General features: G+C 72.4%; 19 protein-coding genes and 1 pseudogene. 9 read left to right on the top strand and 11 right to left on the bottom strand.

From position 1 onward, the window contains the following. Positions 1–298: 298 nt before the first annotated feature. From ACGF4F_RS15890 to ACGF4F_RS15870, 5 genes are all read right to left on the bottom strand, one after another. Positions 299–1,201, bottom strand: a complete 903-nt coding sequence (locus tag ACGF4F_RS15890; RefSeq protein ID WP_393077897.1) for a glycoside hydrolase family 43 protein — start codon at positions 1,199–1,201, stop codon at positions 299–301. A 101-nt stretch (positions 1,202–1,302) separates the two neighbouring features. Continuing rightward, the gene (locus ACGF4F_RS15885) at positions 1,303–2,127 is read right to left on the bottom strand and encodes a carbohydrate ABC transporter permease (protein WP_357438403.1); all 825 of its coding nucleotides are present in this window, start codon (positions 2,125–2,127) and stop codon (positions 1,303–1,305) included. Positions 2,128–2,137: 10 nt separating this feature from the next. Further along, complete coding sequence (locus tag ACGF4F_RS15880; protein ID WP_357438400.1) at positions 2,138–3,103, bottom strand: sugar ABC transporter permease; 966 nt, start codon at positions 3,101–3,103, stop codon at positions 2,138–2,140. Positions 3,104–3,109: 6 nt separating this feature from the next. Next, complete coding sequence (locus ACGF4F_RS15875) at positions 3,110–4,441, bottom strand: ABC transporter substrate-binding protein (protein WP_393077893.1); 1,332 nt, start codon at positions 4,439–4,441, stop codon at positions 3,110–3,112. Between the two features lie 37 nt (positions 4,442–4,478). After that, positions 4,479–5,990, bottom strand: coding sequence for an alpha-N-arabinofuranosidase (locus ACGF4F_RS15870; RefSeq protein WP_357438395.1), 1,512 nt, complete (start codon positions 5,988–5,990; stop codon positions 4,479–4,481). Between the two features lie 138 nt (positions 5,991–6,128). Here ACGF4F_RS15870 and ACGF4F_RS15865 point away from each other — a divergent pair, with 138 nt between their 5' ends. Continuing rightward, positions 6,129–7,130: a LacI family DNA-binding transcriptional regulator gene (locus ACGF4F_RS15865; protein ID WP_357438393.1), complete on the top strand. Its 1,002-nt coding sequence runs from the start codon at positions 6,129–6,131 to the stop codon at positions 7,128–7,130. A 142-nt stretch (positions 7,131–7,272) separates the two neighbouring features. Here ACGF4F_RS15865 and ACGF4F_RS15860 read toward each other — a convergent pair whose 3' ends face one another. The 3 genes and pseudogenes from ACGF4F_RS15860 to ACGF4F_RS15850 all read right to left on the bottom strand — a co-directional run bounded on the left by ACGF4F_RS15860 (position 7,273) and on the right by ACGF4F_RS15850 (position 10,148). Next, the gene (locus tag ACGF4F_RS15860) at positions 7,273–7,998 is read right to left on the bottom strand and encodes a methyltransferase domain-containing protein (RefSeq protein ID WP_357438391.1); all 726 of its coding nucleotides are present in this window, start codon (positions 7,996–7,998) and stop codon (positions 7,273–7,275) included. Positions 7,999–8,226: 228 nt separating this feature from the next. After that, positions 8,227–8,472: pseudogene (locus ACGF4F_RS15855) on the bottom strand (hypothetical protein); the annotation flags it as partial. Between the two features lie 38 nt (positions 8,473–8,510). Then, entirely contained in the window at positions 8,511–10,148 is a 1,638-nt protein-coding gene (locus ACGF4F_RS15850) for an ABC-F family ATP-binding cassette domain-containing protein (RefSeq protein ID WP_357438389.1), read from the bottom strand. A gap of 90 nt (positions 10,149–10,238) precedes the next feature. On the opposite strand from ACGF4F_RS15850, the gene ACGF4F_RS15845 reads away from it, so the two are divergent. From ACGF4F_RS15845 to ACGF4F_RS15835, 3 genes are all read left to right on the top strand, one after another. After that, positions 10,239–11,009: an ROK family protein gene (locus tag ACGF4F_RS15845; protein ID WP_073834397.1), complete on the top strand. Its 771-nt coding sequence runs from the start codon at positions 10,239–10,241 to the stop codon at positions 11,007–11,009. A gap of 91 nt (positions 11,010–11,100) precedes the next feature. Beyond that, complete coding sequence (locus ACGF4F_RS15840) at positions 11,101–11,469, top strand: tetratricopeptide repeat protein (RefSeq protein WP_357438385.1); 369 nt, start codon at positions 11,101–11,103, stop codon at positions 11,467–11,469. A gap of 91 nt (positions 11,470–11,560) precedes the next feature. Then, the gene (locus ACGF4F_RS15835; protein ID WP_013736060.1) at positions 11,561–11,815 is read left to right on the top strand and encodes a Smr/MutS family protein; all 255 of its coding nucleotides are present in this window, start codon (positions 11,561–11,563) and stop codon (positions 11,813–11,815) included. 82 nt (positions 11,816–11,897) lie between these two features. Here ACGF4F_RS15835 and ACGF4F_RS15830 read toward each other — a convergent pair whose 3' ends face one another. The 3 genes from ACGF4F_RS15830 to ACGF4F_RS15820 form a co-directional block, all read right to left on the bottom strand. Continuing rightward, positions 11,898–12,644, bottom strand: a complete 747-nt coding sequence (locus tag ACGF4F_RS15830) for an MBL fold metallo-hydrolase (RefSeq protein ID WP_357438382.1) — start codon at positions 12,642–12,644, stop codon at positions 11,898–11,900. A 107-nt stretch (positions 12,645–12,751) separates the two neighbouring features. Beyond that, positions 12,752–13,201, bottom strand: coding sequence for a hypothetical protein (locus ACGF4F_RS15825; RefSeq protein ID WP_357438380.1), 450 nt, complete (start codon positions 13,199–13,201; stop codon positions 12,752–12,754). Between the two features lie 193 nt (positions 13,202–13,394). Then, complete coding sequence (locus ACGF4F_RS15820) at positions 13,395–15,773, bottom strand: M28 family peptidase (protein WP_393077886.1); 2,379 nt, start codon at positions 15,771–15,773, stop codon at positions 13,395–13,397. A 186-nt stretch (positions 15,774–15,959) separates the two neighbouring features. Here ACGF4F_RS15820 and ACGF4F_RS15815 point away from each other — a divergent pair, with 186 nt between their 5' ends. The 5 genes from ACGF4F_RS15815 to ACGF4F_RS15795 all read left to right on the top strand — a co-directional run bounded on the left by ACGF4F_RS15815 (position 15,960) and on the right by ACGF4F_RS15795 (position 21,436). After that, entirely contained in the window at positions 15,960–17,210 is a 1,251-nt protein-coding gene (locus tag ACGF4F_RS15815; protein ID WP_393077883.1) for a PP2C family protein-serine/threonine phosphatase, read from the top strand. Beyond that, on the top strand, positions 17,207–18,943 hold the full coding sequence (locus ACGF4F_RS15810; RefSeq protein ID WP_357438371.1) for an ATP-binding protein: 1,737 nt from the start codon (positions 17,207–17,209) through the stop codon (positions 18,941–18,943). Before ACGF4F_RS15815 ends, ACGF4F_RS15810 begins: the two co-directional genes overlap by 4 nt. Then, positions 18,940–19,392: a response regulator gene (locus ACGF4F_RS15805; protein ID WP_357438367.1), complete on the top strand. Its 453-nt coding sequence runs from the start codon at positions 18,940–18,942 to the stop codon at positions 19,390–19,392. Before ACGF4F_RS15810 ends, ACGF4F_RS15805 begins: the two co-directional genes overlap by 4 nt. Then, positions 19,385–20,194, top strand: coding sequence for an inositol monophosphatase (locus ACGF4F_RS15800; RefSeq protein ID WP_357438365.1), 810 nt, complete (start codon positions 19,385–19,387; stop codon positions 20,192–20,194). Before ACGF4F_RS15805 ends, ACGF4F_RS15800 begins: the two co-directional genes overlap by 8 nt. A gap of 201 nt (positions 20,195–20,395) precedes the next feature. Next, positions 20,396–21,436, top strand: a complete 1,041-nt coding sequence (locus ACGF4F_RS15795) for a coiled-coil domain-containing protein (protein WP_393077878.1) — start codon at positions 20,396–20,398, stop codon at positions 21,434–21,436. The last annotated feature ends 26 nt before the right edge of the window (positions 21,437–21,462 follow it).

The following is a 21,462-nucleotide window of genomic DNA, read 5'->3' as shown; positions in this document are numbered from 1 at the left end:
CGGTTCCCTTCGTTGGGCTCCGGGAGGTGTCGGGTGGCGACGGGCGCCGGGGCGCATCCGGAAAGATTCGCCGCAGAGCATTCGCCGCTGGTAGGAAAATTTCATCAATCGCCAGGCGGCGCAAGACTTCCCGGCGGATCGATGCCCAGGTGGGACCGAACGCCCGAGGGTGACCCGTCGCACACTGCGGATCGTGGCCTCTCCGACACGGCTGGTGTCGGATTACCGCTCCCGGTGCCGGGGTGGAACGTCCCCGCCCTCCGCTGACCCGCGCCCCGCGAGGCTCAGGGTCGCGCGGTCAGGGCCTCGGCTGGGGCTCGACGGTGGGGCCATGGAGAACGGGTCTGCCGTCCCGCCAGACGAGTTCGTCCAGCCAGACCTGGCGGCCGGGGTCGACGCTGCCCTCCTGCCCCGGCGGCCAGGCGTGATAGAGCAGCCAGGTGCGGTCGTCCTGCTCCACCAACGAGGCGTGCCCGGGGCCGGAGGCGACCGCGTTGGACTTCAGGATCGGGTTCTCCGGGGCCTTCACGCACGGCCCGGCCGGGCTCTCGCAGACCGCGTAGCCCTCGGCGTACGTGTCCCGGTCGTAGGCGTTGGCGGCGAAGAAGAGGTAGAGCCGGCCGTCGTGCCGGTGCAGGAACGGCCCTTCCACCAGCGCGCCCTCCCACGCCTCGGTCTGCTTCAGCAACCTGGTCGGCCTGCCCGTCAGCCGCAGCCCGTCCGGGGAGAGGCGCTGCGACCAGAGCCAGGTGTCCACGCCGATCGCGTTGCCGTCGTTCTTCCACAGCAGCCAGAGGCTGCCGTCGGCGTCCCGGTAGGGGCTGGCGTCGATCGAGCCGCCCAGGTCGGCCTGGCAGATCAGCGGCCCGGACGAGTCGTCCCGGTACGGCCCGAGGGGGGTGGCCGCCACCGCGCGGCCCACGCACTGCCGCCCGGAGGCCCGGTCGGCGACGGTGTAGTAGAGGACGAACCGGTCCGGGTCGAGCTGGATCGCCTCCGGTGCCCAGGTCTTCCCGGCGTCGGCCCAGTCGGGCAGCTCGGGCAGGGCGTCCCCGGCGGGGATCCAGTCGACCAGGTCCGGGGAGGTGAGCACCGGGACGTTCCGGCCGCCGCTGTTGGTGTGGAACAGATACCAGGTCCCGCCGACCCGGATCGCCTGCGGGTCGGGGGCGTCGGTCCGGACGACCGGGTTGGTGAACACACGCGCCTCCTCCGGCGTGCTCGACATTGGTTCGCTGCCGCAACCGGCGACGAGCAACGCGGCGGCCAGGGCCGCGCCGCTCCGTCGGGTCCGCCCGCCGATCATCCCTTCAGGCCGCTGCGCGAGACACCCTGGATGATGTGTCGTTGGGCGGCCACGAAGAGGATCAGCACCGGCACGCTGGCCAGCACCGCCCCCGCCATGATCACCGGGTAGTCGGTGACGTAGGCGCCCTGGAGCAGGCCGAGGCCCGCGGGGAGGGTGAGCCGCTCCGGGCTGAACAGCACATAGACCGGCCAGAGGAAGTCGTTCCAGTTGGTGAGGAACGACAGCACCGCCAGGGTGGCCAGCGCCGGCTTCGACAGCGGCAGCAGTACCCGGGTGAAGACCTGCCAGTGGTTCGCCCCGTCCAGCACGGCGGCCTCCTCCAGCTCCCGGGGGATCGAGAGGAAGAACTGCCGGAGGAAGAAGACCCCGAACGCGCTGGCCGCGCCCGGAACCACCACCACGGTCAGCGTGTCGAGCCAGCCCAGCCGATCGGCGATCACGAAGTTCGGGATGATCAGCGAGGTCGGCGGGAGGAAGAGCGTCCCCACGATCAGCGCGAAGCTCAGCGCCCGGCCCCGGAACCGCATCCGCGCCAGGGCGTACGCGGCCATGGCGGCGGTGGCCAGCACCAGCAGGGTGTGCAGGCTGGCCGCCAGCATGCTGTTGACGAACCAGCGCAGCACCGGGTTGGCGGTGTTGTTGATGATCTGGTCGTATCCGTAGGTGGAGAACGGGTTCGGCAGCCAGCTCGGTGGGTCCTGCTGGGCGTCGGCGTAGGTCTTCACCGACGTGAGGGCCATCCAGACCAGCGGGGTCACGAAGACCGCGGTGATCAGCAGCAGGACGGCGTAGCGCACGGCCCCACGCAGACTCGTCATCGTCGCCCCCTCAGTCTTCCCGGTAGCGGAACAGCCGGAAGTTCAGGACGCTGACCACGGCGAGCATCAGCGCGAAGAGCACACTCATCGCGGCCGCGCTGCCGACGTCGTAGTACCGCAGCCCCTCGTCCACGATCCGCCAGACCACCGTCCGGGTCTGCTCGCCCGGCGCACCCTGGGTGATCAGGAAGGACTGCCCGAAGACGTTCGCCGAGGCGAGGATCGTGGTGGTCAGCACGAAGAGCAGCACCGGGCGCAGGCCGGGGAGCGTGACGTGCCGGAACCGGTCCCAGCCGTTCGCCCCGTCCACCCGGGCCGCCTCGTACAGCTCGGCCGGAATGTCCTGCAGCCCGGCCAGGTAGATCACCGCGTTGAAGCCGCAGGTCCACCACACCGTCACCCCGACCAGCGACACCCAGGCCCACGGCACGTCGGTCACCCAGGGCGTGTCGGAGGGCAGGCCGAGCACCCCGAGCAGCCGGTTGACCAGGCCCAGGTTGGCGTCGAGCAGGAAGCGCCAGAGCAGGCCGATCACCGCGACGCCGAGGACGTACGGGGCGAAGAAGGCGGCCCGGAAGAAGGTCCGCCCGGGGAAGGAACGGTTGAGCAGCAGGGCCAGCCCCAGGGGTACGACGATCAGCAGCGGTACCGACAGCATGGTGAAGATCGCGGTGGCTCGGAGGCTGGACCACCAGTCGCCGTAGATCGCCGAGTCGCTGGAGAAGAGGTCCCGGTAGTTGTCCAGCCCGATGAAGGGCCGGTTGGGCAGCTGGAGGTCCCACTGGTGCAGGCTGATCCAGACCCCGAAGAGGATCGGCAGCAGCCCGAACACCAGGAACAGGACCAGGTACGGCGCGAGGAAAAGGTAGGGGGTGGCCCGATGCCCCCGCGCGGTGACGCCGCCCGGACGGCGCGTTCCGCTCGCCGGAGGCGGCGCGTCTCCGCGCGCCGCCCCGACCTCGATCACGTCCGCCACGGCGGATCAGCTCCCGTACTTCTTGCGGTTGTCCTCGAGCTGCTTGTTCGCCTTGGCCACGCCGTCGTCCAGCGCCTGCTTCGGGGACTTCTTGCCCAGCGCCGCCTCGTTGAAGGCGTTGTAGAAGGTGGTCATCACCTCTCCCAGGCCGGGCGCGGCTGGCGGGAACGCGGCGTACGCCAGCTCCGGCGCGAGCGAGCTGATCTCCGGCAGCGCCTTGAACTCGGCGCTCTCCCGGACCGCCTTGCGGGCGGGCACCTGGCCGCCCTTGGCCCAGTCCAACGAGTGCTGGCTGAGCCAGTTGATGAAGACCTTCGCGCCGGCGACCTTGTTGTTGTCGGCGCTGCGCTGCTTGACGATGGTGAAGTTGTGTGAGTTGGCCCAGGCCGCCTGCTGGCTGCCGATCTGCGGCAGCGGCGCGACGCCCCACTGCACGTCCGGGCTCTTCTTCAGGTCGTTGACCTGCCAGATGCCGTTCCAGTTGAAGGCGTTCTTGCCGCTCTTGAGGGCCAGGTAGTCGGCGTCCTGGCCCACGTTGGCCGGCGAGAACCCTTGCTTGATCATGTCCACCAGCCAGGTGCACGCCTCGACCGCGGGATCGGAGTTGAAGGTGGCCTTGGCGACCTCCCCGTCGAAGAGGGTGCCGCCCCACTGGTGCAGCAGCGAGTAGTAGGTCATTCCGCCGGTGAACTGGAACGGGCTGACCCAGAAACCCTGGATCCCCGCCTTCTTCAGCTCGGTCAGCGCCGCCGTGTACTCGTCCTTGGTGGTCGGCGGCTTGTTCGGGTCGAGGCCGGCCCGCTGCATGGCCGCCTTGTTGTAGTAGAGGCCCAGCGGGTGCATGTCGAGCGGGATGCCGTACCGCTTGTCGTGGTAGAGGCCGCCCTTCCAGACGGTCGGCGCGAAGTCCCCCTCGCTGAGTTCCAGCGTTTTCGCCACGTCGTCCAGCTCCATGATCACCCCGCGGGCGGCGAAGGTGGCGAGCTGGTCCATGTGCATGACGGCGATGTCGGGGCCGTTGCCGCTCGAGACGGCACCGGGAAGCTTGCTGTAGTAGTCCTGCCACTCGTAGGTCACCACGCTGACCGCGATGTTCTGGTGTTCGCCGTTGAACTGGGTGACCAACTGCTTGAAGATCTCGCCGTCGCCGCCGGTGAAACCGTTCCACAGCCTCAGGTCGACCTTGGGGCCGGTGTAGTCCTTGCCGCCGTTGCCGGCGGCGCTCGGCTTGTCGGAGATGCTGCTGCCGCCGCAGCCGGCCAGGTTCAGGGTGGCCGCGGCGCCGAGCCCGACGCCGAGGCTGAGCAGGCGCCGCCGGCTCATCTCGTTCTGGATCATGGGTACTCCTTGGGGGACGGGATGCGGTATTTCCTGGTCACGGCTGGGGTGCGAAGCGCAGCAGATTCCAGGAGCAGGCGGGCAGCACCACGGAGCACCGGCCGCCGTCGAGGGTGGGGGTGGGGAGCCCGCGGGTCGTCACCCGCTCGGGCTCGGTCTCGGTGTTGGTGGCCGTCGGGTCGACCCCGGCGGCGAGAGCGCGGTGTTCCCGGGCGCGCAGGCCGGGCAGCCCGCGCAGGTCCAGGTCGACGACGAGGTCGTCCTGGTCGCGGTTGACCGCGAAGACGGCCAGCTCGCCGGCCTCCTCGTCGTGCACCGCGACGGTGTCCAGCACCGGCACGTCGCCGTACTTCCCGGTGGGGTAGGTGGGCGAGACCGGCTCGGTACGCAGCACCGTGCCGCGAGCGTGGCGGGCAGTGAGGGCGAACGGGTGGAAGATGCTCTGCCGCCAGGCCGGCCCGCCGGTGCGGGTACGGATCGGGGCGATGACGTTGGCGAGCTGTGCCTGGCAGGCCACCCCGACGCGGTCGGCGTGCCGGAGCAGGGTGATGAGCAGGTCCCCCACCACCACCGCGTCGACCGCGGTGAAGTCGTCCTCGATCAGCGCCGGCGCCTCGACCCAGCCGCGCCGGTCCAGGTCGGCCTGCAGGCGGGACTCGTACCAGACGTTCCACTCGTCGAAGGAGATCTTCAGCTTCCGCCGCTGGCGCAGCCGGGCGGCCACATGGTCGGCGGTGGCCACCACGTCGCGGATGAAGTTGTCCATGTCCACCGCGGAGGCCAGGAGGCTGGCCCGGTCGCCGTCGGACGGGTCGTAGTAGGTGTGGGCGGAGATGTAGTCGACGTGCTCGTAGGTGTGCTCCAGGACGGTCGCCTCCCAGGAGGCGAAGGTGGGCATCCGCCGGTTGGAGCTGCCACAGGCGACCAGACTGATCGACGGGTCGATCTTCTTCATCGCGCGGGCGGTCTCGGCCGCGAGTCGGCCGTACTCGTCGGCGGTCTTGTGGCCCACCTGCCAGGGCCCGTCCAGCTCGTTGCCGAGGCACCAGAGCCGCACCGCGTACGGCTCCTCGGCGCCGTGCTTGCGGCGCAGGTCCGACAGCTGGGTGCCGCCCGGGTGGTTGGCGTATTCGAGTAGGTCGCAGGCCGCTTGCACACCCCGGGTGCCGAGGTTGACCGCCATCATCGGCTCGACGCGGGCCTCCGCCGCCCAGGCCATGAACTCGCCCAGCCCGAACGCGTTGGTCTCGATGGTCTTCCAGGCCAGGTCGAGCCGGCGCGGCCGGTCGCCGACCGGGCCGACGCCGTCCTCCCAGCGGTAGCCGGAGACGAAGTTGCCGCCGGGGTAGCGCACCACGGAGACGCCCAGTTCCCGGGTCAGATCCAGGACGTCCCGGCGGAAGCCGCCGGCGTCGGCGGTGGCGTGGCCCGGCTCGTAGACACCGCCGTAGACGCAGCGCCCCATGTGCTCGACGAAGGAACCGAAGAGACGGCGGTCGGCCGCTCCGATGGTGAACGACGGGTCGATCGTCAGCTGCGCGCTCCGCACGGGTGCCACCTTTCCTCGTACCGGTCGGGGTGACCTCGGTCACCCCGTACCTCCGGTTTCTACAACGTTGTAATCAACGTTGTAAAGAGGTCTCGGCGCGATACAGTGCCGGCAGAGCCGACAGGGGAGGACGGGCCAGTGCGACACAGGCTCAAGGACGTCGCCGAACGGGCCGGCGTGTCGGTGAAGACGGTGTCCAACGTGGTGAACGGCTACCAGCACGTGCGGCCGGACACCCGGGCCCGGGTCGAGCAGGCCATCGCCGAGCTCAACTACCGCCCCAACCTGTCGGCCCGCAGCCTCCGGAAGGGGCGGACCGGGGTGATCGCCCTGGCCGTGCCGGAGCTGGACATCCCCTACTTCGCCGAGCTGGCCCGGCACGTGGTCACCGCCGCCGCCGAGCACAGCTGGACGGTGCTGATCGACCAGACCGGCGGCGGCCCCGAGCAGGAACGGAAGGCGGCCCGGGGGATCGGCGACCATCTGATCGACGGGCTGATCTTCAGCCCGCTCGCGCTCACCGCCGCCGACCTCGCCGACCTCGACGGCCTGCCCATGGTGCTGCTCGGCGAGCGGGTGGACCACGGCCCGGCCGACCACGTGATGATCGACAACGTGACCGCCGCCCGGCAGATCACCGCGCATCTGGTCGGCCTCGGCCGCCGCCGGATCGCCGCGATCGGCGCCCAACGCACCCCCGAGGGCGCGAGCGCCCGGCTCCGCCTGGCCGGCTACGCCGCCGCGCTGGCCGACGCCGGCCTCGGGTACGACGAGCGCCTGGTGGCCCCAGCGGCCGCCTGGCACCGGGCCGACGGCGCGGCCGCCATGCGTGCCCTGCTGGATTCCGGCGTACGCCCCGACGCGGTCTTCTGCTTCAACGACACCCTCGCCCTCGGCGCCCTGCGCGCACTGCACGTGGCCGGGCTGCGGGTGCCCGAGGACGTGGCGGTGGCCGGGTTCGACGACATCGAGGACGGCCGCTTCTCCATTCCCACCCTCAGCACCGTCGCCCCGGACAAGGAGCGGATCGCCCGCCTCGCCGTCGACCTGCTCGCCGACCGCCTCGCCGCCGACCGCGGCGCGCCGCCCCGGGAACTGGTGGCACCCCACCGCCTGGCCCTCCGCGAAAGCGCCCCCTGACGCCTGCCCCGACGGTCCCGCCGCCCGCACTTCCTGCGTTGATCATGAAGTTGGCGCGTTCTTGATCACTGCGCCCGCCGTCAACCTCATGATGAACGCGTGAGACGGGTGGGAGCAGGTGAGGCGGGTGGGAGCAGGTGGGTCAGTCGAAGAAGCGGGCCAGGTGGTACGGGGGTGGGGGTGGGTCGTCGGGGGCGAGGGGGGTGAGGTCGGCGAAGATGGAGGCGCCGTCGCAGCCCACGTGCAGCGGGTACCAGCGCGGGGTGCCGGGCGGGCGCTGACCGCAGATGCCCTTGAAGGTCTGCACGTCCAGCAGTCGTACGTGGGTCGGGTCGGCGACCGCGTTCACGTGCCGCCACCAGGGGCTCATCACGTGCAGCACGCCCCCCGGCCGCAGCGCCCGGTGGCACTCGTCGAACAGCGGCAGGAAGTCGATCAGGTGCTCCATGATGTGCACCGCGAAGAACACGTCCACCGAGTCGTCGGCGAGTGGCAGCGAGCCGCCGAGGTCGGCCACCGCGTCCACCCCCGGCGCCGGGTAGATGTCCAGCCCCAGGTTGCCCGGCCACTGCTTGGTCGCGCCGCAGCCCAGGTCCACCACCACCGGCGCCCGGCCGGCGACGGCCACCCGGCACCAGACGCCGAGCACCCCGGCGAGGCGGCCCACCATGTCCCGGACCAGACGCAGCTCGGCCGGGTCGGCCACCTCTCCGCTCAGGTGCGCGACGCCCCGGTCGAAGCGCACCTCCACGGTGAGCGGGCGCAGCCGCTCATCGTGGCGGGTCAGATCGGCCCACGCCTCGACGAGGAACCCGTCGATCATCCGCAGCCGCTGGGCCGAGGGTGGGGACTGCGCCATCGTGACCATGCGCCACCTCCGGGCGCGCGATACCCGCATCGCCGCCCGGTATGCCTCGGACCGCCAGACGACACTCGCGGGAGCAGCCCAAACAGCGGCGACCGCCGGCCGGCAACCGCCGAGCGAGCCGGCGGCGGCCGGGCACCGGGTCAGCCGGGCGCCGGGTCAGCCGGAGAGGCTGCGGCGGCCCCGGTTGGCGCCCCGGATCCGCTGGCGGGGCGGCGCCACGGCCGGCTTGGGCCGCTTGAGGTGGTACCGGTGCAACTCGTTGTTGCCCGGCAGCGAGGGGTCCTCGCTCATCGCGACCAGTTCCCAGCCCTGGTCACCGGCCCGGTTGAGGTGGGCCAGCGCGGTGTCACCGTACGGGGTGACGTCGACCATCGAACCGTCCGGGCCGTACCAGACGAACACGATCTCCCACCCGACGTCGCTGGTGGCCGCCTGGCGGCGGCGGACCAGCAGCGCGTACTCCCACTTGAGCATGGGGTCATTGTCACCCGGCGCGACCGGGTCGGCACGGATCAATCCTCGGCGATCCGTCCGGCGTCGACCCGCAGCCGCCGGTTGACGCTCACCGCGTCCAGCATCCGCCGGTCGTGGGTCACCAGCAGCAGCGTCCCCGGATACGTGGCCAGGGCCGACTCGAGCTGCTCGATCGCCGCCAGGTCGAGGTGGTTGGTCGGCTCGTCCAGCACCAGCAGGTTCACCCCGCGCCCCTGGAGCAGGGCCAGCGCGGCCCGGGTCCGCTCGCCGGGGGAGAGAGTCGCCGCCGACCGCAGCACATGGTCCGCGCGCAGGCCGAACTTCGCCAGCAGGGTCCGCACGTCCGCCGGGCTCAACTCCGGTGCGGCGGCGCCGAAGGCGTCCACCAGGGGCTGGTCGCCGAGGAACAGCCCCCGGGCCTGGTCGACCTCGCCCACCACCACCCCCGGGCCGAGCGCGGCGTGGCCCTCGTCGAGCGGCAGCCGGCCCAGCAGCGCGGCGAGCAGGGTGCTCTTGCCGGAGCCGTTCGCCCCGGTGATCGCCACCCGGTCGGCCCAGTCGATCTGGAGGTTCACCGGACCCAGCGCGAAGCCGCCCCGGCGTACGACGGCACCCCGGAGCGAGGCCACCACGGCACCGGCGCGGGGCGCGGCGGCGATCTCCATCCGCAGCTCCCACTCCTTGCGCGGCTCCTCGACCACCTCCAGCCGCTCGATCAGCCGCGCCGTCTGCTTGGCCTTCGCCGCCTGCTTCTCGGTGGACTCGGTGCGGAACTTGCGGCCGATCTTGTCGTTGTCGGTGGCCTTGCGCCGGGCGTTCTTCACGCCCTTCTCCATCCAGGCCCGTTGCATCCGGGCCCGTGCCTCCAGCTCGGCTCGGGTCTCGGCGTACTCCTCGTACTCATCCCGGGCGTGCCGGCGGGCCACCTCCCGCTCCTCCAGGTAGGCCGCGTAGCCGCCCCCGTAGTGCCGGACCTGCCGCTGGTGCAGGTCCAGCTCCACCACCCGGGTCACGGTTCGGGTGAGGAACTCCCGGTCGTGGCTGACCAGCACGGTCCCGGCCCGCAGCCCGGTGACGAACCGCTCCAGCCGCTCCAGCCCGGCCAGGTCCAGGTCGTTGGTGGGCTCGTCGAGCAGGAAGACGTCGTACCGGCTGAGCAGCAGGGAGGCCAGCCCGGCCCGGGCCGCCTGGCCGCCGGAGAGGGCGGTCATCGGATGGTCCAGGTCGACCGCCAGGCCCAGTTCGGCGGCCACCTGCTCGGCCCGTTCGTCCAGGTCCGCGCCGCCGAGGTCGAGCCAGCGCTCCAGCGCCTCGGCGTACGCGTTGTCGGCGCCCTCGGCCCCGGCGGTGAGCGCCTCGGTGGCCGCGTCCAGCGCGGCCTGCGCTGCCGCCACCCCGGTACGCCGGGCCAGGAAGTGCCGGACCGTCTCGCCCGGCCGGCGCTCCGGCTCCTGGGGCAGATAGCCGACCGTGGCGGTGGGCGGGTTCAACGCCACCGAGCCGTGCTCGCGTGGCTGGAGCCCGGCGAGGGTACGCAGCAGCGTGGACTTGCCGGCGCCGTTCACCCCGACCAGCCCGACCACGTCGCCGGGGGCGACGACCAGGTCCAGGTCGGCGAAGAGCAGGCGGTCACCGTGCCCGGCGGTGAGGTCCTTGGCGATCAACGTGGCGCTCATGAGGAGATCGAGCCTACCGGCGCGGCACTCCGCAGCCGATCAGGATGACCGGGGCTCGGAACGTGACCGAGCTGAGGGAGACTCACTGCCGTGGTGACCACTCTGGCGATCGACTGTGGCGGTGGCGGCATCAAGGCGTCCGTGCTGGACGCCGCCGGGACCATGCGGGCCCGCCCGGTACGGGTGCCGACGCCGTACCCGCTGCCGCCGTCGCTCTTCGTCAAGACGCTGTTGGACCTGGCCGGCAGCCTGCCGGCGGCGGACCGGCTCACGGTCGGGATGCCCGGCATGATCCGGCACGGCGTGGTGGTGGCCACCCCGCACTACGTCACCCGGTCCGGGCCGCGCAGCAAGATCGACCCGGCGCTGGTGGCCGACTGGTCCGGATACGACGCACGCAGCGCACTGGCCGAGGCGTTCGGCATCCCGGCGCTGGTGCTCAACGACGCCGAGGTGCACGGGGCGGGCGTGGTCGCCGGGACCGGTTGTGAGCTGGTGCTGACCCTCGGCACCGGGCTGGGCAGCGCGCTCTTCGACGGCGGGGTGCTCGCCCCGCACCTGGAGCTGTCGCACGCCCCGGTGCGCTGGAACACCACCTACGACACGTACATCGGGGAGCCGGAACGCCGGCGCCTGGGCGACGCGTTCTGGTCGCGGCGGATCCGGCAGGTGGTGGAGGGGCTGCGGCCGGTCTTCCGCTGGGACCGGCTCTATCTCGGCGGGGGCAACTCGCGGCTGATCCGGCCCGAACAACTCACCCGGATGGGCGACGACGTGGTGGTCGTCCCGAACACGGCCGGGATCGTCGGTGGTGTCCGGGCCTGGGAGCTGGTCGGCGACCGGTACGACCCGACGGCCTGAGGCGCAACTTCGACCGGGGGAACACTCGCGGTCCGGCTGATGTTGTGCCAGCGTCGGACAAAGGGCGGTGCGACACGAGGAGGTGGGTCGAGTGGATCTTCTGGCGGAGTACCGGCGGGCGACCATGTTCTTCGAAGCGGGTGACCCGACCGGAGCGGCCCGGCTGCTCGAGCCGATCGTCGAGGCGGAGCCCGGCAACTCCTCGGTGCGGCAGTTGCTGGCCCGGGCGTACTTCCAGTCGGCCCAGCTCAGCCGGGCCGAGGAGCAGCTCCGGGAGCTGGTCGACCGGGACCCGAGCGACCATTACGCCCACCACGTGCTGGGCCGGACCCTGGAACGGCTGAACCGGCCCGCCGACGCCCTGCGGCACCTGCGCATCGCGGCGGCCATGCACTCGACCAACGCCGACTACGCGGAGGCGCTGCGCCGGGTGGAGAGCCGGGTCAGCGGCGGTCGCTGACCGCCACCAGTACGAGACGGCGAAGGGCAGCCCCGGCGGGCTGCCCTTGCCGTCGCCGGGCCCGGCGGCCCGGCGTGCCTACGATGGGCTGGTGAAGCTCAAGCTCGATCTCCACGACATTTTCAACAAGGGGCACGACATCGACCGCGCGCTGCGCGGGATCATGGACGAGGCGGTGGCGAAGAAGGCCACCCTGGTGGAGATCATCCCCGGCAAGGGCTCCGGCCAGCTCAAGAAGCGGGTGCTGCGCTTCCTCGACCAGAAGGACGTCAAGCAGCTCTACCACCGGGTCGAGAAGGACTCGAAGAACTTCGGCCGCCTCTTCGTGCACTTCCGCTGGAAATAGTGACGACCTGCGCTCGGTGCCGTCGTGGCCGCCGATTCGGAGGCTCCCCGGGTGGCGACCAGGAGCGCGATGACGCCGAAGTTCATCCGGATGAGCGGCGGGCCTGCTCCAGGTTCGACTGGTGGGGGCCGGAGAGCCAGTCTTGACCCAGACGCGCGTCGACCGGTTCCTTTCCTCGCCGCAGCGCGTCGATGTAGGCACGATCGGCGGCGATGCGGGCCGCGACCGCGGGACCCTCGGCAACGGCCCCGTGGCCGGGGATCAGGACTTCGATGTGGCTGGCAGCCTCACCCAGCCGGTCGAGTGCCGTCTCGTAGGCGCCCACCTGATCGGGGCGGCGAGGGTCGAGGAGCGGGATCAGGACGTCGGAGAGCATGTCGCCGGCGATCAGGACGCCACGGTCCGCGAGGAGGATCGCGGCGTGGCCGGTGGCGTGCGCCTGATGCTCGACGATCTCGCCCGGCACGGGTCCCCCGTCCGCGGGCAGCGGGGTGAGGAGCCCGATCACCTCGAGCGGGATGCCCGATGCGCTCTCCGCCGCCATCTTCTGCGCCCGCTCTCGGGCTGCACTGGCAGCCTGGGCGCCGGCGGGGGTGGCGTAGCGCGGCACGTCACCGAACCGGGGATGCCAGAGCAGATGGTCCCAGTGGGGATGGGTGGAGAACCCGGCGACCACCGGAATGCCGAGCCGGTCCACGTCATCGGCGAGTTGGTTCAGATCCGAACCGTCGATGCCGGGATCGACCAGGATCAACCCATCCTCGCCGCGCACCACGATGGCGTTGCTCCAGACCCACTCGCTCTGCCGGACCCAGACGCCGTCGGCCACCTGATGCAGCATCGGTTCACATTGTCAGGTGTCTCCGTCCGGCGCTAGTTGCCACGCCCTGCGGGTCCGGATTCGGGACCGGCGGGCGTCAGGTCGGGCTGTGACGGTCAGGAGACCGCGGCCTTCATCAGCTCGACGATCTTCTGCTCCACCACGGGGCTCCACTGCTGGAGCGCGTACGACACCGGCCACATGTCCCCGTCGTCAAGGTTGGCCGCGTCCTGGAATTCCAGGGTCGAGTAGCGGGAGTTGAACTTGCCCGAGTTCTTGAAGGCGACGACGACCTTGCCGTCCGCGTTCGCGTAGGCGGGCATCCCGTACCAGGTCTTCGGCGACAGCTCCGGGGCGGCGGTGGTCACCGCCATGTGCACGCGCTCGGCGAGCTCACGATCCTCCGGCGCCATCTTCGCGATGCTGTCGAGGGCCGCCTGGAGATCGTCGGCCTTCTTGGCGCCCTTCTTGCCCTCGGCGCGCAGCTCGGCGGCGCGCTCCTTCATCGCGGCGCGCTCCTCGGCGCTGAAGCCGGCGGACTCGGTCTGGGTGTTCTTCGCGGGCATTTCCGGGCTGCCTTTCGACGCTCAAGGCTCGGCGCGCTGCCGGCCATAAGGAAGGCTAGGCGCGGCGACAGCCTGGCGCTTCTTGATTCCTGATCGGATCGGGGCCAGCCGAGGCGGCCCGTACCTGCCGTTCGTCGGCGGACGGCCGGAGCCCGGGCGGGCCGCTTTCCGGGTCCCGGCCGCCCGGTCCGCGTCACAGGGGATACGTGCGGGCCACCGCCAGCATCTCGGAGCTGTGCGAGCCGACCACGCCGACATCGGGTGGGCGGGGCCGGAACCCGGGTACGCCGGCCAGGCCGTCGCTGGCGTCCATGACCCGTAGCAGCGGCCGGTGTCCGGGCGCCATCACCAGGGTGATCTCCACGCCCTCCGGTGGCGGCGCATGGAACACCATGCCGAAGCCCCACGGGTGATCCCTGGTGTACCGGCCGACGTCCAGCGCTACCCCGTCGACGGTCGACGACTCCACCACGGTCGTCGAGTCCACGTGCAGCGAGAGCAGGCGGACCGGCCGTTGCGGCGTCACCCGGACCCGCAGGGTGCGCCGCTCCCCGACGGTGGTGTCGGAGAGCACCTGCAACTTCGGGGCGGGCAGGTCGGCCGCCCGCGCCGGGCCGCTGCGCAGCCTGGCGTCGCCCAGCGCGGGGAAGTCGTCGGCCGCGGAAGCCGTCCCGTCGAGGTACCCGGCGGTCCAGGGCTGCGGCTCGTCCTCGCGGCTGAGCCACCGGGCCTCGCCGGTACCGGCGTCCAGGGCGTACATCAGGTGGGTGGGCACGGGGTGGGCGGCGTCGAAGCGGTCCACGGCCAGGCCGACCCCGGCGAGCACCACGGCGGCGAGCCCGGCGGCGGCCGCCGGCAGCGGGGCGAGCCGGCGGGCCCGCAGCGCCAGCAGGCCGCGCTGGCCGCCGGCCTGCGGGTGCAGCAGGTCGACCACCGGCAGCGCGGCCAGGCCGAGCAGCACCGCGAACAGCGCCGCCACCCCGCCCATCGCCATGCCGAGCGCCGGGAAGAGCAGCACCACGGTGGGGAGCAGGATCACCACGGCGACCGCGCCGGCCAGGGTCACCGCGACCACCGGCCCGGGACCGTCCAGCCGGGTGGCCAGCGCCGCCAGCCCGGCGAGCGCGCCGGCCAGCGCGGGCAGGGTGGCGAGGTACGCGCCACCCGGAACCAGCACGGCGAGCAGCACCCCGAACAGGGCCAGCCAGGCCAGCCCGCCGAACGCGAGGGCGGCCGGGCCGACCCACCGGCGGGTCAGCGCGTACCAGGTGAACAGGACCGCTGCGGCGAGCGCCACCACGGCGAGCCGGTACCAGACCGGCCGGTACGGGTCGAGCAGTTCAACGTAACCGGGGCGGATCTTGGTGATCGCGGCCCAGAGCAGCCACGCGCCCAGCGGGGCCACGACGACGGGCACGAGGGCCAGCCCGACGCCGGCGGCGAGCCGGCCGGTGGTGGCCCGGCCGCGCCGGCGCAGCAGCCAGCCGAGCAGGCCGACCGCGACCAGGGCGAGCAGCGCCAGTGGCAGGGTGAGCCAGCCGGGATAGCGAACCAGGCCGCCCGGGACCGGGAAGTAGGTCGCGTCGTGGTCGGCGTGCAGCGTGGTCAGGTCGGTCCGGCCGAACTCGCGGGCCAGCCCGAGCGCGTTGTCGCCGTGCATCTGGAGGCTGCCCCGGTCCAGCACCGCCGGGACGTCCAGCGGCGTGTGGTAGATCGCGCCGCCGTCGATGTACGCCGAGTTCAGCCCGACGAAGTTGTGGTCGAGGAAGGCGGTGAAGTCGGTGTCGTTCGGCAGCGCCCGGTAGATCTCCACGGCGAACGAGGTGCCCACCGGGTGCGGGGCGGCCCGGCCGAAGACGTCCACCAACTTCGCGTTGTCCCGGGACGTCTCGAACATGATCACCGGACCGGTGGAGCCGCGCGCCTCCAGGTTGAGCACCACACCGCCGTCGGCGGCCAGCGGGTGGCTGCCGGCGAACGCCGAGGCGCCGCAGAGGCACGCCTCCTCCGCGTCGGTGAGCACGAACACGATGTCGTTGCGCGGGCGCGGGCCGGCGGTCAGCGCCCGGGCCACCTCCAGGATGCTGGCGGTGCCGGCGGCGTCGTCGTTGCCGCCCGGGCCGGACTGCACCGAGTCGTAGTGCGCCACCAGGAACACCCGCCCGGTGGAGGCGGTGCCGGGCAGCCGGGCCACCACGTTGCGCACCCGGGCCACGGTCGCCCCGCCGGCGGCCCCGCTGAGCTGCCCGGCCTCCGGGGCGACGGTGTCCTGCACCGTGGTCTCCAGGCCGAGGCCGCGCAGCACCCCCACCAGGTGCTCGCGGACCTGGTCGTTGGCCGGGCTCCCGGCCACGTGCGGCCGGGCCGCGACGACCTTGACGTGCTCGTATGCCCGGTCGGCGCTGAACTGGTCCGCCGGGGCGGTGGCGGGGCGGGGCGCCGGGGTGGCCAGGTCGACGAGGACGCCCGCGCCGACGGCCAGCAGTGCCGCGAGCGCCGCGGCGGCGGCGAGCAGCCGGCGGCGCGGCCGGGCCAGCGCCCGGTCGGCCGCCCGGGTGGGGGGTACGCCCACGGGAACTCCTCGGGGTGGTCGGGGTGGGATCATCCTGCCCCCCGGCGGACCGTGGCGACACTCCCCACCTGGGCTGCCGCCGGTGGGCGCTCCAGTCGTGTTGTGTGCGACCGTGGTCTGAGACAGGATCAGCAGGGCACTCGGAAGGAGTCCGACATCACCAGCGAACTCCCGCGTCTCGCGGCGGTGACCCGGCCGCACCGGGGGCCCGGCCTGCCCGGGGCCTCCGTCGCGCCCGGGGCCGTTCCGCAGGGTGGTTTCGGGCATCACGCCAACGTGCCGCCCGGTGAGCGGCTGCGGGTGTTGCTGGTCGAGGACGACGAGGGCGACGCGTTCCTGGTCGGCGAGCTGCTCGCCGAGACCAACGCCAACATCGACCTGCTGGTCGCCGCCAGCCTCAGCGAGGCCCGGCAGCGGATGACCGGGGTGGACTGCGTGCTGCTCGACCTCGGCCTTCCCGACGCGCAGGGCCTGGACGGGCTGCGCCGGGTGGTGGAGATGGCCAGCGGGGCGGCGGTCTGCGTGCTCACCGGCCGTTCCGACGAGCACCTGGGTATCGTGGCGGTCGCCGAGGGCGCCCAGGACTATCTGGTCAAGGGCCAGGTGGACGGGGTCCTGCTGGCCCGCGCCCTGCGCTACGCGGTGGAACGCAAGCGGGCCGACGAGAACGCCCGTCGGCTCCGCGAGGTGGAGCTGCGCCAGGCCGAGTCCGCCCGCCTGGAGCGGGGTCTGCTGCCGCAGCCGCTGATGACCACCGACCAGGTGTCGGTGCACACCTTCTACCGTCCTGGCCGGCACGCCGCGCTGATCGGCGGCGACTTCTACGACGTGGTGCAGACCCGGCCGGACCGGATCGACCTGATCGTCGGCGACGTCTGCGGCCACGGCGTGGACGAGGCCGCCCTCGGCGTCGAGCTCCGGGTGGCCTGGCGGGCCCTCGTGCTGGCCGGGGTGCCGGACGACGAGGTGCTGCCCGCCCTGGAGCAGGTGTTGATGAGCGAGCGCCGGCTCCAGGAGATCTTCGCCACGGTGGCGACCACCCGGCTCGACCTGGCGGCCGACCGGGCCACTGTGCGGCTCGCCGGGCATCCGCCGCCGCTGCTGCTCAGCGGGGGCAAGGTCGCCCCCGTGCCGGCCCGGGGCGGCCTGCTGCTCGGGGTACGACCGCGCCCGCCCGTGGCCTTCGACCTGGAGTTCGACACCGATGACTGGTCCCTGCTGATGTACACCGACGGCCTCATCGAGGGTCGGGTGGGCGCTGGCGACGATCGGCTCGACGTGCCCGGCCTCACCGACCTGCTCGCCGACCCCGCCAACCAGGCGGTGTCCCTGCCCGAGTTGCCCGGGTGGCTGGTCGGCCGGGCCGAGCAGCTCAACGGCGGTCCGCTCGCCGACGACGTCGCCATGCTGCTGGTCACCCGGGGCGATGGCCGGTGACGGCGTACCGGGAGGGCTGGACCCTGCGGCGCCGGGTGGTCGCGCTGCTCGGCGTGGTCCTGCTGCTGCTGCTCGGACTGGCCGCGGCGGAGGCGCTGGTCGCCGAGAAGAACCGGCAGAACATCGACGCCGTCCTGGTCAAGACCGCTCCGCTCCAGTTGCAGAGCCAGGAGCTGATGAGCGCCCTGCTCGACCAGGAGGCAGCTGTCCGCGGATACGCGGTGAACGGCGACCGCAAGGACCTCACCCCGTACGACTCGGGCCGGAAGCGGGAACGCGACACCGTCGCCTCGATGCAGCGGTTGGCCACCGACTACCCGGACGTGCGGCGCGAGCTGGCGGTGGTCGAGCAGCGGGCGGCGCGGTGGCGGGCGGACGTCGCCGAGCCGGTGATCAGCACGATCGAGCGCAGTGGCCCGGCGGCGGGGCAGGCGCTGGTCACCGACCAGAGCCGGCAGCAGTTCGACGGCGTCCGGGCCGCGGTCGACCAGCTCCAGGACGAGATCGGCCTGGTCCGGCAGCAGACCGCCGAGCGGGTCAGCAGCACCAGCAACGTGCTGGTCGTGCTGCTGATCGCCGCGGCCCTGGTGGTGGCGGTGGCCGGTGCACTGCTGCTGCTCTCGCTCGACCGGATCCTGATCCGGCCACTGGCCGCCCTGGCGGGCCAGGTACGCGAGGTCGCCGCCGGCGACTACCGGCACCACATCGAGGGGTCCGGGCCGCCGGAGTTCCGCCGTCTCGCCGAGGACGTCGACGGCATGCGGCAGAAGATCGCCCAGGAGCTGGACGAGGTACGCCAGGCCCGCGAGCGCATCGAGTGGGTCAACAGCCAGCTCCAGAAGCAGGCCGAGGAGCTGACCCGGTCCAACCGCGACCTGGAGCAGTTCGCGTACGTCGCCTCGCACGACCTGCAGGAGCCGCTGCGCAAGGTGGCCAGCTTCTGCCAGCTCCTTCAGCGGCGCTACGCGGGCCAGCTCGACGAGCGCGCCGACCAGTACATCGCGTTCGCCGTCGACGGCGCGCAGCGGATGCAGCGGCTGATCAACGACCTGCTCGCGTTCTCCCGGATCGGCCGCCTCACCACCGGCTTCACCGAGGTCGACCTGAACAAGGTGATGGGCGACGTGGCCGCCCAGACCGAGGCCGCCCGCCAGTTCGCCGACGCCGAGCTGACCTGGGACGAGCTGCCGGTGATCCGCGGCGAGGAGCCGTTGCTGACCAACCTGCTGGCCAACCTGGTCAGCAACTCGATCAAGTTCCGCCGCCCGGACGCGCCGCCGAAGGTGCACGTGTCGGCCCGGCTGGTCGGCGACGAGTGGGAGATCAGCTGCCAGGACAACGGCATCGGGATCGAGCCGGAGTTCGCCGACAAGATCTTCGTCATCTTCCAGCGGCTGCACTCCAAGGACGCGTACCCGGGCACCGGCATCGGCCTGGCCATCGTCAAGAAGATCGTGGAGTACCACGGCGGCCGGGTCTGGGTGGACACCGGCACCGAGGAGGGCACCGCGATCCGGTTCACCCTGCCCGCGCCGCCGGCCGACGTCGAGGCGGCGCCGGCGACGGACGGGGACGAGCCGGCGGCCGGTGAGGAGTCGACCGGGGACCCGGCGGCAACCGGGGACGGTGCGGAGGCGCCCGTCGGCCGGCAGCCGGACGCGGGACCGGGGGAGACGACCCAGGGCGCGGTCCGGGACGGTACAACGGGTGGCATGAAGGAGACGGTGGGATGACGGCGCCGGCAGACGGCAGGAGCCCGATCGAGGTCCTGCTGGTCGAGGACGACCCGGGTGACGTGCTGATGACCCAGGAGGCGTTCGAGGAGCACAAGCTCCGCAACCGCCTCACCGTGGTCTCGGACGGCGCCGAGGCGCTCGCCTACCTGCGCCGCGAGGGCCGGTACGCGGACGCGGTGACCCCCGACCTGATCCTGCTCGACCTCAACCTGCCCCGCCGGGACGGCCGGGAGGTGCTGGCGGAGATCAAGAAGGACGAGCAGCTCTGCCGGATCCCGGTCGTGGTGCTCACCACCTCTCAGGCCGACGAGGACATCCTGCGCAGCTACCAGCTGCACGCCAACGCCTACGTGACCAAGCCGGTGGACTTCGAGCGCTTCATCTCGGTGGTCCGCCAGATCGACGAGTTCTTCGTCACCGTGGTCAAGCTGCCGCCGCGTGGCTGAGCCGCTGCTGGAGGACGTCGGCGACCTGCTGCGGAAGGCCGCAGCCGAGGTCGTGGTGCCGATGTTCCGCCGGCTCGACGACGCCGACATCTCCGAGAAGGCGCCGGGCGAGGTGGTCACCGTCGCCGACCGCCAGGCGGAGGAGCTGATCTCCGCCGGGCTGCGGCGGCTGCGCCCCGGCTCGGTGGTGGTCGGCGAGGAGGCGGTCGCCGAGGACCCGGACCTGCTGCGGCACCTGCGCGGTGCCGGCGACGTCTGGGTGGTCGACCCGATCGACGGCACTGCCAACTTCGCCGCCGGCCGACGCCCGTTCGCCCTGATGGTGGCGCTGCTGACCGACGGCCTGCCGGCGGCGTCCTGGGTGTACGACCCGCTGGCCGGGACCATGGCGGCCGGCCGGGCCGGCGCGGGCACCCGGCTGGACGGCACGCCGGTCCGGATCAGCCGGTCGGCACCGGAGGTCGGTGCCCTGCGGGGCACCGCGATGACCCGGTTCCTGCCGCCAAAGGCCCGGCGGACCGTGGAGGCGGGCGGCGAGCGGTTGGGTGAGCTGCTGCCCGGGCAGCACTGCGCCGGGCGCGAATACCTCGACATGCTCACCGGCGCGCAGCAGTTCGTCCTCTTCTGGCGCACCCTGCCCTGGGACCACGCGCCCGGCACCCTGCTGGTACGCGGGGCCGGCGGGGTGGCCCGCCGCTTCGACGGGACCGACTACCACCCGGCGGACGGCGGCCGGGGCCTGCTGGTCGCGGCCAGCGAGGAGATCTGGGACGAGGTCCGGGCGGCGCTGCTGGGTGGCTGAGCCCCGTTCTGTCGCGGTCCGCGACAGGGTCGGCACCATGCGTCGACGATCCGTGTCGTCCGAGGTCGGGGGCCTGGCGTGGCGCGCGTGGTCCGGTATCGTGACCGGCGGCCTCCGCCAGCAGGCCGCCGTCCGTGGCCGGCGGAGCCGCCGCCGCGCAGCGGTCAACCGGGGGTCGGCGGTCGACGGAAGGACGCTCTCGTGCCCAGGACCAGGCTCATCCGGCGGCGCGCCGGCCGGCCGTTGCTCGCCCTGCTCGCCGCGGCGGCCCTGCTGCTCGGCGCCGGCCTCGCCCCGGCTGGGCCCGCCGCCGCCGCGCCCAGCCCGAGCGCGCCCGACGAGGGCGGCAGCAAGCAGCTCCGGGCGGCCCTGGAGGCGGCGGCGAAGGGTCACATCGAGGCCCAGGCCCGCCTCGACAACTCCAAGCGCCGGCAGGTCGCGCTGAATGGGCAGCTCAAGCAGATCGAGCTACGCCTGGTCGAGTTGAAGGCGCAGGTGGGTGAGGTGGCCGCGCATTCGTACCGGGTGGGCCGGCTGACCCCGGTGTCGGCGCTGCTGGCCAGCACCGATCCGGACTCGTTCCTGCAGCGCGCCGCCGAGCTGGACGTGATGGCCCAGCGGGACAGCCGACGGCTGCGGGACCTGCACGAGGCGCAGGCCGAGGCCACCCGGGCCAAGCTGGCCCTCGACGCCGAGGTCCGCGAGCAGCAGAAGCAGTTGGCGATTCTGGCGAAGAAGAAGCGGGACGCCGAGATCGCGCTGGCCAAGGTCAGCTCCGGCAGCAGCCGCGGGTTCAGCGGCGGCTCCGGGTCGGCCAAGCCCGCCCCGCGCAACCCCGACGGCTCGTGGCCGCCGGAGTCCTGCTCGGTGAACGACCCGACGCCGGCCGACGGCTGCATCACCCCACGCACGTTGCACATGCTCCAGCAGGCCAAGGCGGCCGGCTACAAGCGGTACGTCTCCTGCCACCGCAGCGGTGGCGGGGGTGAGCACCCGAAGGGGCGGGCGTGCGACTTCTCCGCCGCCAGCGGCGGCTTCGAGAACGTCTCGGCCACCGGCGGCGACAAGGCGTACGGGGACAGCCTCGCCAGCTACCTCAAGAACAACGCGAGCAAGCTCGGCGTCATGTACGTGATCTGGTACCGGCAGATCTGGATGCCGAACACCGGCTGGCGGTCGTACAGCGGCGGGGGCAGTCCGGCCGCCGACCATACAAACCATGTTCATGTCTCGATGTACTGACCCTGGTTGCCTGGAACGCTGCGTAG

The organism is Micromonospora sp. NPDC047740 (genome assembly GCF_043204735.1).
Classification (GTDB): Bacteria; Actinomycetota; Actinomycetes; order Mycobacteriales; family Micromonosporaceae; genus Micromonospora.
Note: the sequence above shows the minus strand (reverse complement) of the source record. Positions and strands in the feature narration are given on the sequence as shown.